The following is a 16,003-nucleotide window of genomic DNA, read 5'->3' as shown; positions in this document are numbered from 1 at the left end:
CCTGCTTATTAGCAGGCTTTTTTGTGTTTTATAAATAACTCAAATCTTCCAAAACCTCCTCCATACTCAAATACCTCTTCTCTACCCGCTTCGCAAGCGCCTTGTCCAAAATCAATTGATAACGACGACATTGAGAAGGTAATAGCGGAATAGACTGCTGACAATGCTGAATGGCCCAATCTCTTATCGGCTCATGACTTTGATTATCAATTTTATATGCTCGCTCGCCCATTAATATCTCATACAGCATAATGCCAAAAGCATAAATATCACTTTGCACCGTTGTGCTACAACCTTGCCAGCATTCGGGTGCTAGATAAGCGGGCGTGCCTGAGCTAGTTTTTAAGTTATTTTTCTTAGCACTTTCAACAGAGTTGGGATCAATCAGTTTTGCCAAAGCAAAATCAGTAAGTAATAAAGCAGGATTTTTCGTATCGATAGAGTGGTTATTATTAATTATAAAATTGCTCGGTTTGATGTCGCCATGACTCCAGCCAGCGTTATGCAGATGAGCTATCAAGCGTGCCGCCTGCATTATGAGCTGATGCTTTTGCAGCTCAGTTAAAGGCTGGGTGAGATACTTCGCCAAACCTCCCTGCGCGTAATAGGGCATGACGAGTAAGGTTAGGGTTTGCTGCTTTTCTAATACTTTCAAATGTAGGATGTCAAAAGCCAATACTGACGGCGCGGTAGCAATTAGATTCTTATGATTTTGCTCTAGAGCACGCAAGACTTTAGCTTCATTATGAAACTCAGATGAGCAGTCATCCATACTGAGCTGCCATTTGATCATGACATCACCGAACTGCTCATGCTGAGCGCGGGTTATACCTTGATATATCTGCGTATTATCAGCCTGCTGACTGATCCGTTGATGAGCCATGTTTTGATAGCCCAGCTTGAAAAACTTGCGTGTGATCATAGGCAACAGCTGACTCGCCTGCACTTGCAAGGCTTGTTGTTCTAAAGACATCGCGGCGCTATCTTTCATGATAAAATAAAGCCCTTGTATTTAACGAACAAAACAAACCCCTATTCTAACTACTCTTGATGATAAGAAAAACTATGTCTCAGTACGCTCTACCTAAGCCTGTATTAGACTTGCTCACTCAGTACTTACAGCAGCAATTACCGCCTACTATTGAGATTGATCCCGAGCAGCTCGCTTATCGCTGGGTCGGCGGCGCGCAAGGTCATCTAGAACCTTTAGCCGTCAACCTGTTTTTGAGTTTAGATGACTTGCATGGTATCGATACGCAAAAGGCAAAACTGGTACAGAACACGCGCCAGTTCTTAAAAGGCTATCCTGCCAACCATGTACTCATGACAGGAACACGCGGCGCAGGTAAATCATCATTGGTGCGTGCATTATTGCAGGCCTACCATAACGAAGGGTTGCGCATTATCGAGATTGCCCGTGACGATTTAAAGGTACTGGACAAGATTCGCGCGGCGATCAATGCACTGCCAGCCGATTGCCACTGCCGCTATGTGGTCTACTGCGATGATTTGGCGTTTAACGGGCAAGATGAGAGCTATCGCACGCTCAAAAGTGTATTAGACGGCGCGCTGGACTCTGAGCAAGACAAGTTACTTGTCTATGCCACTAGTAATCGACGTCACCTACTGCCGCAGCTCATGAAAGATAATGTCAGTATTTATGACGGTCAGACCGATGAGGTCAACCCTTATGAGACCATAGATGAAACGGTATCGCTCTCGGATCGCTTTGGTCTATGGCTGTCCTTTCATCCGATGGATCAGCGCACCTACTTACACATTGTCCATCATTACCTAAACACCATGTCTTTTAGTGCGGTGTCTGATGAGAGTAAAACAGATGCAAATGATGACACTCTACCAGAATCTATCAAGGCTGAAGCGCTACGCTGGGCCGCGCAGCGCGGCGGTCGCTCTGGGCGAGTGGCCTATCAATTTAGTCGCTACTGGATAGGACAGGTGCAATTGGCAATGGATGATGATAAGTCTTAATATCAAAGTCTACGAATTTAGCTTACTTAAACTAGAATCCAAAGTAGAACCCAAAACAGTCACTTGTCTATCAGCCCCTTCAACTAAATATTGAGCAAAGTCGGCAGCCAGCCATAGATTGCCCTGATAGGTGCTTTGAGCATCAGTGCGGATATGACCCATATTTGGCGTGCTGCTATTAGGATTATCAAAGCTCTGAAAACGCGCACTAAAATGCGTCAAAATTAGATTGGGCACACCCCTATCTTGCGCAAACTGTCCGATGAGTGCCGCGCTACTATGCATAGGATCAAACTCAAGATTTTTTGCCTGAATTTTGGCAAGCACTGGCGTAGTATAAGTGGCTTCGTGTATGAGCAGGTCTGTATCCTGTAGCGCGGTTTGTAAGCACGTAGGCGTGTCGTTATCTCCTGCGACGACAATACGAGTGCGTTTTTCCTCGGTGTTAACATAATCGGCTGAATATAGCCGCTTACCCTCTTTGGTATAGACGTCTTCGCCCTGTTGCAACTGTCCCCATATCTTACTAGCGGGCACCCTATCAGCGATTAACTTATCAGTGTTGAGCGTACGTCGACTTATCTTTTGCGTCATACCAAATGCGTGCGAGGGTACGCGGTGTGACAAGAGCGTAATATCAATATCGATATGATGCTGATCGGTTATGTTAAGACGAATTTTATTGTCTTGGCTATCTTTATCTTGTGATAACACCTCTTCTATGGCTATAAAATTAATAGTATAAGGTAAGTACAGATCAGTCGCTACTTTGACAGCCTCAATTAGCTGGTTGATGGCTTGCGGCGCGATAATCGTTAGTGGCTCAGAACGTCCCGACATTGCGCTGCTAGCAAGCAAACCTGGCAGACCGTAGCAGTGATCGCCATGGACATGAGTAATACAGATAGCGGCGAGCTGATGGACTGATAATGTGGTACGCAATAACTGCTGCTGAGTGCCCTCGCCGCAGTCTATGAGTAGCCACGGACGTGACTTCTTAGACGGTTGTGATGCAGATGCTTTTGAGTGAGAACAATAGGGATTAAGACATTCAACCGCCAGCGCTGTGACATTGCGATCTTTGGTAGGTACGCCTGCTGAGGTTCCCAAAAAGGTTAGCTTAAGCATAAGCTACAGCTCTTATTCATATCCGTCAAAACGTGTGCTTGTGCGACTAAGGTAATTGGCATGATAGCGTTCTCCCCCCTTCAACCATCTTGCCGCCACTAGCATAACAATCATTGACCATATTGGACTCGTACGATTTCCAGCCGCCATAAAAACTTGCTACGCATAGCAGCGCGACCAGTAGCTTTTGTCCCCAAGACTTCATTGACACAGGCTGCTGAACGATGTCTTCTTCATTAAATGGGTTTTTTAGATTTTTTGGGTCTACCATTATAATACCTTTGTATTTACATCCAAAACAAAAGGGTGCGTTATCAATAGTTTAATCGATAACGCACCCTTTGTCTTACTTTAAGTCCTATTAAAAATTTTTAAACGATATTTTAGAACTTTAAACGACCGCCTTTTTCTTCAGCACGTTTAAAGGCATCACGCTCTTCGCAGCGGTTAAGCCAGTTAAGCAAGTTAGCATACTTTCTTTTATCTAGTCCTTTACCCGCATTGGCACCAAGTACAGCCAGATGCATCTGGATGTCAGCGGCGCTAAACTCGCTACCAGCGAAGTAACGATTGTCCTCTAAATGCTGCTCCATCATCGTCAGCATCTTATCCAAGCTGCTACTAATCATGCTTTTTTCAACTTGATCACGAATCTTTTTACTAACAGGTTTGATCAGCATAGGAGACTGCTCGACGACTTTGCTAAATACCAAGCGCATAACTAGTGGCGGCATGACCGACGCTTCGGCAAAGTGCAACCAAAACGTATAGTTCTCCCACGCCGTCTCTTGATCATCAGTAGGTTTAAACTTATGCTGAGGATCATAATGCTTGAGCAAATACTCGATGATAAACCCTGACTCTATCAGCGCTCGTCCATCAACTTCTAGTATCGGAGCATGACCGATAGGATGAATCTGTTTAAGACTATCAGGCGCGCGATAAGCCTTGTTACGCACATAACAGGTGAGCTTATAGTCAGCGCCCAACTCCTCTAATAGCCACAAAATACGATGTGAACGTGAGTTTTCTAAATGATGAAGATGTAGCATAAATTATCCTAATTCAATAATGAGTACGTTATAAATTTTGGTTATTATAAAGCTTATACGCGCGCGTCTTGTTATCTTTATTAATAAAAAACAGGATAATTGTAAAACTCAAAACAGACAATAGGCAAGACTCAAACGCTATTAATGATAAAGTATTTACCATACCCAATAGCAAACCTGTCTCTAACTTGAACCCATATTTTCTATTTTTTGTGATAATTTATCTATTTTTTTGTTGATACTTTTGGATTTTACGGAATCGATGCGCCGCTAGCGCGCCCTCGATACGGCGGGTAGTTAGGCGGCGACGCGGCGGAAAGCTGTTCACTTGTGGCTCGTTGTAACCGTATAGATTATCCTTTGTGCGGCGCGTGATATAGCCCTTAGCACTATCGATAATCATTACTAGCAGCGCCAAACTAATCATCGCGTACATAAAAAGTGAGCCACCCTCATCTAGACTTTGACTGAGTACCGTTACGGACAATACAAACAGGAGCATAGGCTCAACATAGCTCAAAGCGCCAAATAGTGAGATAGGCAGTTTGCTACTAGCGACCATAGTCAGCGACATCGCAAAGGCACTAAACGCCCCTAACAGCGGCAGCAAGTACCAAAACTTACTCGCTTGCATCGCCATACTAAAGCCGCCGCTACTGTAGAGCATGATCAAAACAAAGGGCGTCAGTAAAGTCAAATCAGACAACAAGCCTGTAATAGGCGGTACGGCAAGTTTGCGACGCATCAAAAAATACGGTGGATAACCCAAACAGACAAATAAGGTCGCCCAAGAGACGGTGCCATACTGAAAAATATCATGACCAATACCAATAGCTGCAAAGATTGCCGCTGCCCACTGTAGCGCACTCATATACTCATGATACAAAAACCGCCCGACAATAATCATCGCAAGTGGCAGTAAAAAATAGCCCAAAGTCACATCAAGACCGTAACCATTGACAGGTCCCCACATAAACAGCCAAATCTGCCCGCCAAGAATGGGCGTCGGTAAAATGAATAACAACCAGTCCATTGGTGTCTTTATGGTCTTTAGATAATCAACCACATGCTGCCACTGCCGAGTAAAGCTCACTAACAATATCAGGCTAAGCAGCATCATTAGCACCCGCCACGAGGCCACTTGCGTACCCGATAAAGGCTGCATAAACAGCCCAAACAAAAACATCAAAGAAAACAAGAAGCTTGCTGCTATAGAAGCGACTGTGCCTTGAAACGTTTGATTGGTCGTGAGCATAACAGTAGCCTCATAGGTTAGATGGGTTGAAGATACTAACGTGATAAAAGCAGTTAGCAAAAACTAAAAACCCCCGACGATAACGTCAGAGGCTTTTTTTAAAAAAGTGTCCCGTCCTAGAATGAGTTGACACTTTTTAGGCGATAATATGTCAAACGTAGAGAGTAAGAGAGCGAAACGCAGTCAAAAAGATTACACCTTAGGCTTTAAATTAAGCATTGTACATAGTGTTGAAAAAGGCGACATGACCTATAAACAAGCCCAGAGTATTTATGGCATACAAGGACGCAGTACCGTTTTGGTATGGCTACGAAAGCATGGTAAATTGGACTGGACAGGTTCTAATCAGCGGAGGCGATGTCCTATGTCAGCCCATAACCCTAGTGTAGAAACCCCTGCTCAGCAGATAAAGCGTCTAGAACGAGAGCTTGCAGACGAAAGAGATCGTAATCTTATTTTAAATACCATGATTGATATATATGACAAAGACCATGGAGTAAACTTAAGAAAAAAGTCTGTCACGACAGTCTCTGGCACCTTAAACAAAACGGACAAGTGAGTTTAGCTAGGGGCTGTCGCTTATTAGGAATCAGTACTCAAGCCGTTTACCAACATAGAGCGCGACACCTCAAGCGAGTAGACGAGTTAGCCATACTGTCTGAATGGGTTGTATTTTATCGCCAGTTTATGCCAAAGCTTGGCGGACGTAAACTGTACTACTTGCTCAAACCTAAGCTTATAAAAGCAGGTATCAAACTAGGTCGAGATGGTTTCTTTGATTACTTGCGGGCACATGACTTACTGGTGAAACCCAAACGTAGCTATACTAAGACGACTGACAGTAAGCACTGGCTCAAGAAATATCCTAATTTGTTAAAAGACAACCAAAACCAACCGCTGATACCAGAGCAAGTACTCGTGGCGGACATCACCTACGTAAAGTCTAGTGAGGGCATTCATTATCTATCGCTGGTGACAGATGCTTGTTCAAGACAGATTATGGGCTATCACTTGAGTAACGATATGAGAGCGTGCAATGTGGTCAAAGCGTTAAAGATGGCGCAGTCTAACCGCTACTATGATCATGCTATGATTCATCATTCAGACAGAGGACTACAGTACTGCTCCGAGCTATACCAAGAGGCACTAAAAGCTTATCAGATAACGCCGTCAATGACGGATGGCTATGATTGTTACCAAAATGCCTTGGCTGAGAGAATCAATGGTATTTTAAAATATGAGTTCTTACTATACGAGTGTAATACTTTTGATGAGTTGAAAGTAATGATAGACGAGTCTATACATATCTATAATGAGAGGAGACCGCATTTAAGTTTGAATATGCTCACACCGAACCAAGCTCATAAAAATATAAGAAGTGATATTCCAAAAAAAAGCCAGATACTTGCAGTATCTGACTCCTTATAAACCCTCAACCTATTTTAGGACGGGACAAAGGTTAAAAGTAAGAGTATGTTAGTCGCTTAGCAGATCAGCTCTCATCGGCGTCGCCTTCATTGTCTAAAGTAATATCGCCTAAAGCACCATCATCTTTTAGCTGATAGTCATTTGCAATATCGATAGAGTCATTGATCTCATCATGAGCGCTACTATCTGTCTGTGCGTCTATATCGATCTGCTCTTGGGCGTCAACATCAAAGGTGCCGTCCTCACGCATAGCATCGACGAGTGCATTATCACTCTCATCATGCTCAACACGGGCCATAGCCACGAGTTTCTCATCTTTTGACAGACGAATCAAAGTAACGCCTTGCGTATTACGGCCTGAGCTTGCGACATGCTCGACAGGGGTACGAACTAGCGTACCCTTATCTGAAATGAGAATAATGTCATCTTCAGGCTCCACCTTAGTCGCGCGAACCAAAGCACCATTACGCGCACTGGTTTTGATAGCGATAACGCCGCCACCGCCGCGGTTTTGGGTATTGAACTCATCGATAAAGGTACGCTTGCCAAAGCCGTTTTCACAGGCAATCAAGATTTCGCGGACATCATCTTCGATTACGACTAGGGATTTGATCACTTCATCGTCGCTCAGACGCATACCGCGCACGCCTTTTGCAGTACGGCCCATAGAACGCGCATCATTTTCATCAAAACGAATAGCCTTACCACTTGAGGCAAACAGCATAACCTCTTGACTACCACTAGTAATGCGAGCGCTAACGAGCTTGTCATCATCCTCTAAACCAACAGCGATTAGGCCATTAGAGCGAATACTAGCAAACTGCTCTAGCTCAACGCGTTTCACTGTACCGTTAGCGGTTGCAAAGAACACAAAGTGACCGGTAACATCAGCGGTATTTTGCGGTATTGGCAGTATCGTCGTGACGGTCTCATCACCCGTCAAGCCAATGAGATTGACTAATGGACGACCGCGCGCGCCGCGACTAGCAATAGGTACTTCAAAGCCGCGTAGACTAAAGACACGTCCGGTATCGGTGAAGCAAAGCACCGTCGCATGCGTTGAGGTCACCACCAAATGATCGATGACATCGTCTTCTTTCATCGCCGTCGCAGACTTGCCCTTGCCGCCGCGTTTTTGAGCGACATAATCATCGATTGGCTGCGTTTTAGCGTAGCCTGTACGTGATACCGTCATGACAACCGTTTGCTCAGGGATTAGGTCTTCACGGTTAAAGTCGGTACGCGAGTCAATAATGTCAGTACGACGCTCATCACCGAAGTTGTCCCGAATCTCAATCATCTCATTAGAGATAATGGTCATCAGCTTATCAAAATCACCAAGGATAGCTTCTAAATTGGCGATTTCACGCAGTAGATCTTGATACTCTTCAGTTAATTTGTCCTGCTCAAGACCTGTTAAGCGATGCAATTGCATATCCAAAATTGCATTGACCTGCTCAAGTGATAAACGATAACTTTGCTCGCCTTGTACTGAGCCATCAATTAGACCAAAAGGTGCTTTGGGATCTTCGCCTTCAATATACTCTGGTCGTACTGACTGACTACCTGCGGCGGCGAGCATAGCAACGACGCTACCTGAGCCCCAAGTATTACCTAGCAAGCTCTCACGCGCCTCGCCACGATTGGCTGAGGCTTTAATCGTCGCGATAATATCGTCAATATTAGCGAGTGCAACCGTTAGGCCCTCAAGCAAATGACCACGAACGCGCGCTTTATTTAGCTCATAAATAGTACGGCGCGTCACCACTTCTTGACGATGACGTACAAAGGCGGCAATGAGCTGACGCAAGGTCAATAGCTTAGGCTGACCATTATCTAGCGCCACCATATTGATACTAAAGCTCGATTCAAGCGGCGTTTGCAAGAATAAGTTATTGACGATAACCTCAGCGGTCTCACCACGGCGCAGATCGATAGCGATGCGCATACCGTCTTTGTCCGACTCATCACGAATCTCTGTGATACCTTCGATCTTTTTGTCACGAACCAGCTCTGCGATACGCTCAATCAGCTTGGCTTTATTGGTTTGATAAGGCACTTCAGTGAATACGATACGCTCGCGATCACGGTTGACGCCTGTATCACTCATCGGCTCGATGATATAACGACCACGCACATGCAAGCGGCCTTTACCCGTACGATACGCATCTAGGATACCTGCGCGGCCATAGATGATACCGCCTGTCGGAAAGTCAGGACCTGAGATATGCGTCATCAGCTCTTCCGCTGATATTTGCGGATTATTGGCATAAGCGAGGCAGGCATTAATGACTTCGGTCAAATTGTGCGGAGCCATATTGGTCGCCATACCGACCGCAATACCAGTTGCACCGTTGACGAGCAAGTTTGGAATACGCGCCGGCAACACGCTTGGCATACGCTCAGAGCCGTCGTAGTTGTCTTCCCAATCGACAGTGTCTTTATCCAAGTCAGCGAGCATCTGATGAGTCAGCTTGGTCATGCGTACTTCGGTATAACGCATGGCGGCTGGTGGATCATCATCGATCGAGCCAAAGTTACCTTGACCATCAACCATGGGATAACGCAAGCTAAAGTCCTGCGCCATACGCACGATAGCATCATAAACGGCGCTATCACCATGCGGGTGATATTTACCGATAACATCACCGACCACACGTGCCGACTTTTTGTAAGCTTTGTTATAGTCATTTGATAGCACATGCATCGCATACATAACGCGGCGATGCACAGGCTTGAACCCATCACGCACATCAGGCAGCGCGCGCGAGACGATCACGCTCATCGCATAATCCAGATAGGATTGCTTTAACTCGTCTACGATGGCAATAGGACTGATCGAGTCGCTCATATATACTCCTTTACTCGCATTTCGTTCTACCGTTTATGCCTTTGTCAAAATGGCTAACTGTCATACGTAAATTAGACGCAAAAACGCGTCATTATTAGTAAAACTGACCATAAAAAGGAATTATAAGTAATGTAAAACAGTAGGAAAATGGCGATAGTTTTAAGGTTTAAATAAAGAAGCTATTTTAGCATAAATTTAGGCGCTTAGGGGTATCTGAGTGTCATTAAAATCAGGCAAAAGCGCTAAATATTGGCTTATATTTTAAGGCGTTTTAGACTCCAAAATCATGCTAGCTTCATCTCACTTTTTATCGCAAGTTTTAGTCCAGATTTAACCGACTCATTTGACACTAAAACAAAAAAACTGCATCCGATTGGATACAGTTTTTCGTTTGCTTAATATTTATGAGTTTATCGAAGATTAGCTCATTCTAAGCGGCGTTTGAATCACTCTATCATTGTCTTCTTGGTTAGCCGTTTGATTAAAGTTTTGCTCAAAGAACTCGCGCGTCGCTTGAGTACAGGCAGTGCTTGCAAGTGCACCGTGATAGTTTGCCAGTGTCGCCTGGCCTGCAGCTTGCGCTAATAGTATAGGATCAGTTACCCCTGCTGCTCTAGCATTTGCTATAGCCCGATTCTGCACAGCGGTCAAACTTGCGGCAAATCTACTTTGAATATTATCAATAGTATCGGTACTCATCCAAGCATTACTCATAGCACTACCGATTGAAGTAACCGTATTTTGGTCGCGATCATCATCATTGGTCGCATCTACATCCAGAACGGTAATGTTTAAATTAGCAGAGGGCGCAGCGCTTGCTTGTTGCAATATAGCAGACATAGACCCTGTATTTAAATCATAAAATACTGTTGGATCCTGATTGCCCCCACACAGTAATGTTGGCATCTTTGGAATATATCCACGCAAATCATTATCTTTTAACGCTTTACGAAGGTTGTTTTGTGGGTTCGCTGCTGGTAAGGCACCTGTCATTGCGATCAAACTATCAGGATTGGCTAATGCATCAGTAACAAAGGCCGCTCTAAAGTCAGTTTTGATAAGATAGTTGGTATCACTAAATCCTATCGATGCAAAAGGTAGTGGGCTTCTTGGTAGCGCATCAAGTACAGTATTGCCGGTAGGCTTTGCTTCAAATAGCGCAAACTCAGGTAATTTACCAGCATCCACTAACTCATCAAAGGTAAGCAAACTTGGCAACTTAGTATTGGCATATTGGCTGCTAAATATATCTGTAGTATTACGATAAATATCTTTGTATTTTTTCTCTAAACCTGTTGCCAATAATGGCGCAAAGCGCGTAGCGCCGATGTTTACGTTGCCAGAAAAGATAGCATCACCAAACGCTGCTAATGCGTAAGGGCCAGATAATGGTGCGATAGCGGTGACTGTTTCGCCATCTTGCTCTAACGCTCTAGCTGTGGCCATAGCTACGTGACCACCTTGTGAGTACCCACTGATAAACAGCTTACCAGAATCCTCAATACCAGTGTAATTTGCATTATTATTGTCCTGTTCATCATCAATGATATCGCGTGCACTCTCTAATGCATCGATCATATCAGTAGACTGCTGCTCAGCGACCAAATACGGATGATAATCGAGATCTGACTCATCATAACCGGCGTAGTTAGGTGCGACAACGATATACCCTTGAGCAGCAAAGTTTGCCGCGATTAGAGTTGCTTCACCCACCGCTGGGTTTTGTGGATTACCGACTTGAGCAAAATCGTAGTCTTTATCCGTTGTGGTACCATGAGCATAGAGTAAGATAGGACGATCACCTTGACAGTCCGCATTATCACTACTAGGCAACATCAAGGCTGCGGTTGCAGTGGTATCTTCGCCAGCAGCGCCTTCAGTTTTATAAGTGACTTTTTCTATTTTGATGTCACATTTAGCATCAGGTATTGACGGATCATTTGCACTAAATGCGCCATCTATTGTTGCCCGATTAAATTCACTAATAGACTCAACACTAATGTCTGAATTATCGGTTATTCTTTCATTAAAGTCGTTATCATCCCCGCAGCCTACTAGCAGTAAACTACTGGCAACAGCGACCGATAAGATACAACGAGTCATAGTAGGTGTATTAACAGAGGTGGATTTGGGTATAATCATAGGTGCTGTCCTTAGCATGAGTTGGGCAGATAATTGCCTAAAATCCTTGGCAGTAAAAGTGCATCAGCCTATCATTCGATAACGAGCAATTAAAAGCTTAATTATCTATAACTTAGTCAATAGGCGTCATTATTTATACCGTAAAAAAACTTCAAAAGCTACTGGTATAATATCCTTGCCGTTCACTTTTATTTTACTAAATCTTGTAGCGCGAGAAATAGAAGCCACTTCTTGATAGAACAACAAATAAAGACCCAACTATTATGCACAATAAAAGCCAGACGCATCAACATAGCACGAGTCAAACGATAAATTCAGTAGAGCCAGAATCACAAGACAAGCGAGCGGATCGCAGTTTTGATGATGTCGCTGATCATTTTGCAAAAAAAGTCTATGGCGGCCTAAAAGGCGATATAAGATTAGCGGTGTTGCGACGCGATATCTTTGAATATGTCGAAAATATGAGCGACGAGCTTGGGCGACCCTTACGTGTTTTGGATGTAGGCGCAGGACTCGCGCAAATAGCGACCCAGCTGGCAGCTTTGGGTCATACTGTCGTCATTAACGATATATCAGCGAATATGTTGGATAAAGCTAAAGACAGCATCACCTGTCAGGATACTTTAGATAATATCACGTGGCACGCTTGTCCTTATCAGCAGTTAGAGGACAAACTTGCTGTTGACAAGATAATAGATGATGACAATAATGACGCGGATAAATTTGATTTCATTGTATGTCATGCGCTGCTTGAATGGCTGGCGAATCCTCGCGAGATTATGGATTTTTTTGGTCGTCAGCTGACAAGTAATGGCGCGCTATCTTTATGCTTTTATAATCCAGCCAGTTTCGTTTATCGCAATCTGATAATGGGTAATTTTAATTTGTTAGATAGCTTACTAGAGGATGACGGCTACAAAGCGGACAACAAAAAAAGCCTGACGCCCAATCATCCCGTTGCCAAGGTAGAGGTAGAATCGTGGCTACAGCAGCATGACTATCAAATAGTGTTAGAGAGTGGCTTGCGCGTGTTTCATGATTATGCTCCGCTTAAACGCGGCGGTCATAACAACCCTGAAGATGTGATACGAATGGAGCTATGCTACTCAAATCAAGAGCCCTATAAGCGTATGGGGCGTTACTTGCATATCTTGGCGCGTCGCTATTTTTGATAGTTTATTATTAAAGTTAAAGCACTGAGTTAACTATTAACTCGGTCATATTCTGACCACGTCGTGGCATTGATTTCTTTTTCATCGAATACCACGACATGCTCAAGTATCGGCAAAATACCGATGTGCGAGCCAATCTCGTGATTGTGATGACTGGGTACTAAAGACAAAATCGTCTGACCGTCATCGAGTTGCAAGCGGTAGAGATAGTTGGCACCGCGAAACACCCGCCCTACAACGAGTGCGGTCTGTGTACTCTCGTCATCATGAATGATATCGTCAGGTCGCACCAGTACTTTGATGGGCGTACCGTTAGGATAGTCATACTCACAATATGTTGATTGTCCCGTCTCATCATAGACCTCCATGCGCCGATAAATATCACCAAGCGCCGTCTCGACGTGCCCTTCTTTAATGATGCCATCTATCATCGCCCCTTCTCCAACGAACTCTGCGACAAAAGGACTGATTGGCTCATGATAAAGCTCGCTTGGCGTTGCCCACTGGACAAGCTTGCCGCGATGCATAACGCCAACTTTATCTGCGATGGCAAAGGCTTCATTTTGATCATGAGTGACTAGTATCGCAGTAGTATTGGTACGCTTTAAGATATCGCGCACACTCATCGCTAGCGACTCACGCAGCATAACATCTAGGTTTGAGAATGGCTCATCGAGCAGTAGCAGTTTAGGTTTAGGCGCCAAAGCCCGCGCTAGTGCTACGCGTTGCTGCTGACCACCAGAGAGCTCATTGGGACGTTTATCTGCATGTTCGCTCAGCTCAACGAGTTTGAGCATCTCATCTACTCGCGCGCGTCTATCGGCAGATGACCACTTATTGAGACCAAAAGCGATGTTTTTGGCGACGCTCAAGTGTCCAAACAGCGCATAGTCCTGAAACACCATACCCATACCGCGTTTGGCGGGTGCGACTGCGAAGGAAGTGCGCGCGGTCTGCTTAGTCAAACGCTTACCGTTTAGGCTGATAATGCCCTCACGAGTCGGCTCTAAACCTGCGATTGCCCGTAGTGCGGTAGTCTTGCCGCAGCCACTATAACCCAAAAAGCAGCCGATCTCGCCTTGTTGCAACTCCAGTGACAAGGATTTGACGACCACAAAATCATCATAGCCTACGACCAAGTCTTGCACTTGCAAATACGCCTCACCATTAGCCGTGCTATTAGTATGCGGTTGGTCGTAACTTGAGTCGGTAGGCATAGATGGCACCAGTCGCTATTAATAAATAAGAGTAATTAATGAATATTTATATTGAAGCTAAATACTAGCCTTGTTTTTCGCTTTGTCTTAGCAGTATCCAAACGGGAATAAGACCTACGAGCACTATGAGTAAACTAGGTAGCGCTGCTCGCGCCCACATGCCTTCACTGGTCATTTCAAACACGCGCACCGCTAGGGTATCCCAGCCTTGCCGGCGTGTCATAAGCGTGATCGGCATCTCTTTCATCACTTCAACGAAACCCATAAGCAGCGCAGTAAGCACGCCAGGACTGAGCACTGGTAGTACTACACGTTGCCAGCGCTGTAATGGACTGTCGCTAAGTAGTTTAGCGGCCGCTTCTTGATTGATAGTCAAGCGCTGAAGTTGTCGATCTATAGGCTGAAAACTAACGGTCAAAAACCGCGTTGATAGCGCTAGCAGCATGACAATCACGCTACCTGAGAGAAACTGTTTTGAGGTAATGCCAAAGGCAATGAGTTGATTATCAAGCCATGCAATAGGAATAAATACCCCAACCGCCAGCACCGTACCTGGGACGACGTAGCCTAGGTTAGCTAACGTGGTCAAAAGCTTGGTGGTTTTGTCTGGATACTGACGTTTTATCCAAGCGATAATGATAGCAAAAAACGCGATGAGCAAGGTGGTCATACTAGCAATCATCAAGCTATTGGTCACAAAATCGATGTAACGCGCATCAAAATCTTCTTGATAATTCATCGCAGTCCAATAAATCAGCTGCAAAAACGGTATCAAAAACGCAACCAAAAAAACGGTCGTACAAAACAGCGTCATCGCCAGTTTGCTTGCGCTACTGCTGTCAAAACGTCGGTTGCTACCTTGCGTCACTACGTTGCTGCGCCGCGCTTGCCAATATTGCTCAAAGAGCACGACGATAAACACCACGCCTATTAATAACGCGGCAAGTTGGGCGGCGGTCGTTAAACTAAAAAATCCAAACCATGCTTTATAAATAGCAGTGGTAAAGGTATCGACATTGAATACCGATACCGCGCCAAAGTCCGCCAAGGTCTCCATACAAGCAAGTAGCAACCCACCAATGATCCACGGCAGCGCTTGCGGTAATGCTAATTTAAAGAACACCCGACTGCGGCTAAATCCTAGCATTTGCCCCGCTTCGATCGCACGGCGTCCTTGCGATAAAAACGCTTGACGCGCCAGCAGATAGACATAAGGATAAAAGGCCAACGACAGTATCAGTCCTGCGCCCCACACGTTGCGCACTGATGGTATAGCAGTCGTCAATCCAGCATCACGCAAAAAAGTCTGCAAAGGACCACTAAAATCAACAATACCTACCGTGACGAATGCTAAGACATAAGCCGGTATCGCAAGTGGTAGCATCAATGCCCAAGTAAAAAACCGTTGTCCTGGGAAGCGGTACATACTTGTTAACCAAGCCAGTATGGTTCCGATGCTGCCAGAGAGTAGCGTCACTATGACCAGCAAGATAGCAGTGTTTTTGAGGACTTGTGGCAACACATAATCTGCCATGTGTGTCCAGATATCGGCTACTGGCTGCGTCCACGATAGCAGCACGATCAAAATCGGCACCAACATAAACAACGAAATCAGCCCTAAGACTGATTTCGATAAAATACGCTGCACAACCGTATAGTCACGGCGGCTGGCGCGCTTTTGGCGGATATCTAACTTATTAATAATATTACCTTGCAAGACGTTTTCGGTATGTTCCTCACCTATCTCTATTGTATATAAATAAAGC

At 44.8% G+C, this 16,003-nt stretch carries 12 protein-coding genes; 3 read left to right on the top strand and 9 right to left on the bottom strand.

What is annotated here, in order from left to right:
- Positions 1-28: 28 nt before the first annotated feature.
- The gene (locus tag ACR64J_RS04345) at positions 29-991 is read right to left on the bottom strand and encodes a serine/threonine protein kinase (RefSeq protein WP_435950630.1); all 963 of its coding nucleotides are present in this window, start codon (positions 989-991) and stop codon (positions 29-31) included.
- A gap of 74 nt (positions 992-1,065) precedes the next feature.
- On the opposite strand from ACR64J_RS04345, the gene ACR64J_RS04340 reads away from it, so the two are divergent.
- Entirely contained in the window at positions 1,066-1,992 is a 927-nt protein-coding gene (locus ACR64J_RS04340) for an ATP-binding protein (protein WP_435950628.1), read from the top strand.
- Positions 1,993-2,001: 9 nt separating this feature from the next.
- On the opposite strand, the gene ACR64J_RS04335 is transcribed toward ACR64J_RS04340, so the two are convergent.
- From ACR64J_RS04335 to rarD, 4 genes are all read right to left on the bottom strand, one after another.
- Positions 2,002-3,120 carry an MBL fold metallo-hydrolase gene (locus ACR64J_RS04335; RefSeq protein ID WP_435950626.1) on the bottom strand — a complete coding sequence of 373 codons (1,119 nt, stop codon included), beginning with the start codon at positions 3,118-3,120 and terminating at the stop codon, positions 2,002-2,004.
- Between the two features lie 46 nt (positions 3,121-3,166).
- On the bottom strand, positions 3,167-3,391 hold the full coding sequence (locus ACR64J_RS04330) for a hypothetical protein (RefSeq protein WP_435950625.1): 225 nt from the start codon (positions 3,389-3,391) through the stop codon (positions 3,167-3,169).
- A gap of 112 nt (positions 3,392-3,503) precedes the next feature.
- Positions 3,504-4,172 carry a glutathione S-transferase gene (locus tag ACR64J_RS04325; RefSeq protein WP_435950623.1) on the bottom strand — a complete coding sequence of 223 codons (669 nt, stop codon included), beginning with the start codon at positions 4,170-4,172 and terminating at the stop codon, positions 3,504-3,506.
- Positions 4,173-4,392: 220 nt separating this feature from the next.
- The gene (gene rarD / locus ACR64J_RS04320) at positions 4,393-5,427 is read right to left on the bottom strand and encodes an EamA family transporter RarD (RefSeq protein WP_435950621.1); all 1,035 of its coding nucleotides are present in this window, start codon (positions 5,425-5,427) and stop codon (positions 4,393-4,395) included.
- 148 nt (positions 5,428-5,575) lie between these two features.
- Between rarD and ACR64J_RS04315 the strand changes: the two genes are divergently transcribed.
- Positions 5,576-6,855 (top strand): IS3 family transposase gene (locus ACR64J_RS04315; RefSeq protein ID WP_435949542.1). Its coding sequence is split into 2 segments (ribosomal slippage): positions 5,576-5,954 and positions 5,954-6,855, totalling 1,281 coding nucleotides; the frame shifts between segments, so codons are not numbered across the junction.
- A 64-nt stretch (positions 6,856-6,919) separates the two neighbouring features.
- Here the strand turns inward: ACR64J_RS04315 and gyrA are convergent.
- Together gyrA and ACR64J_RS04305 are read right to left on the bottom strand one after the other, a co-directional pair.
- Positions 6,920-9,706 carry a DNA gyrase subunit A gene (gene gyrA, locus ACR64J_RS04310; RefSeq protein ID WP_435950619.1) on the bottom strand — a complete coding sequence of 929 codons (2,787 nt, stop codon included), beginning with the start codon at positions 9,704-9,706 and terminating at the stop codon, positions 6,920-6,922.
- Positions 9,707-10,126: 420 nt separating this feature from the next.
- Complete coding sequence (locus ACR64J_RS04305; protein ID WP_435950617.1) at positions 10,127-11,848, bottom strand: alpha/beta hydrolase family protein; 1,722 nt, start codon at positions 11,846-11,848, stop codon at positions 10,127-10,129.
- Between the two features lie 263 nt (positions 11,849-12,111).
- Between ACR64J_RS04305 and ACR64J_RS04300 the strand changes: the two genes are divergently transcribed.
- Positions 12,112-13,020 carry a methyltransferase domain-containing protein gene (locus ACR64J_RS04300; protein WP_435950616.1) on the top strand — a complete coding sequence of 303 codons (909 nt, stop codon included), beginning with the start codon at positions 12,112-12,114 and terminating at the stop codon, positions 13,018-13,020.
- A gap of 29 nt (positions 13,021-13,049) precedes the next feature.
- Here ACR64J_RS04300 and ACR64J_RS04295 read toward each other — a convergent pair whose 3' ends face one another.
- Complete coding sequence (locus tag ACR64J_RS04295; RefSeq protein WP_435950614.1) at positions 13,050-14,237, bottom strand: ABC transporter ATP-binding protein; 1,188 nt, start codon at positions 14,235-14,237, stop codon at positions 13,050-13,052.
- A 64-nt stretch (positions 14,238-14,301) separates the two neighbouring features.
- On the bottom strand, positions 14,302-15,885 hold the full coding sequence (locus tag ACR64J_RS04290; RefSeq protein ID WP_435951023.1) for an ABC transporter permease: 1,584 nt from the start codon (positions 15,883-15,885) through the stop codon (positions 14,302-14,304).
- Positions 15,886-16,003: the final 118 nt, after the last annotated feature.

Source organism: Psychrobacter sp. DM8 (assembly GCF_051307025.1).
Classification (GTDB): domain Bacteria; phylum Pseudomonadota; class Gammaproteobacteria; order Pseudomonadales; family Moraxellaceae; genus Psychrobacter.
Note: the sequence above shows the minus strand (reverse complement) of the source record. Positions and strands in the feature narration are given on the sequence as shown.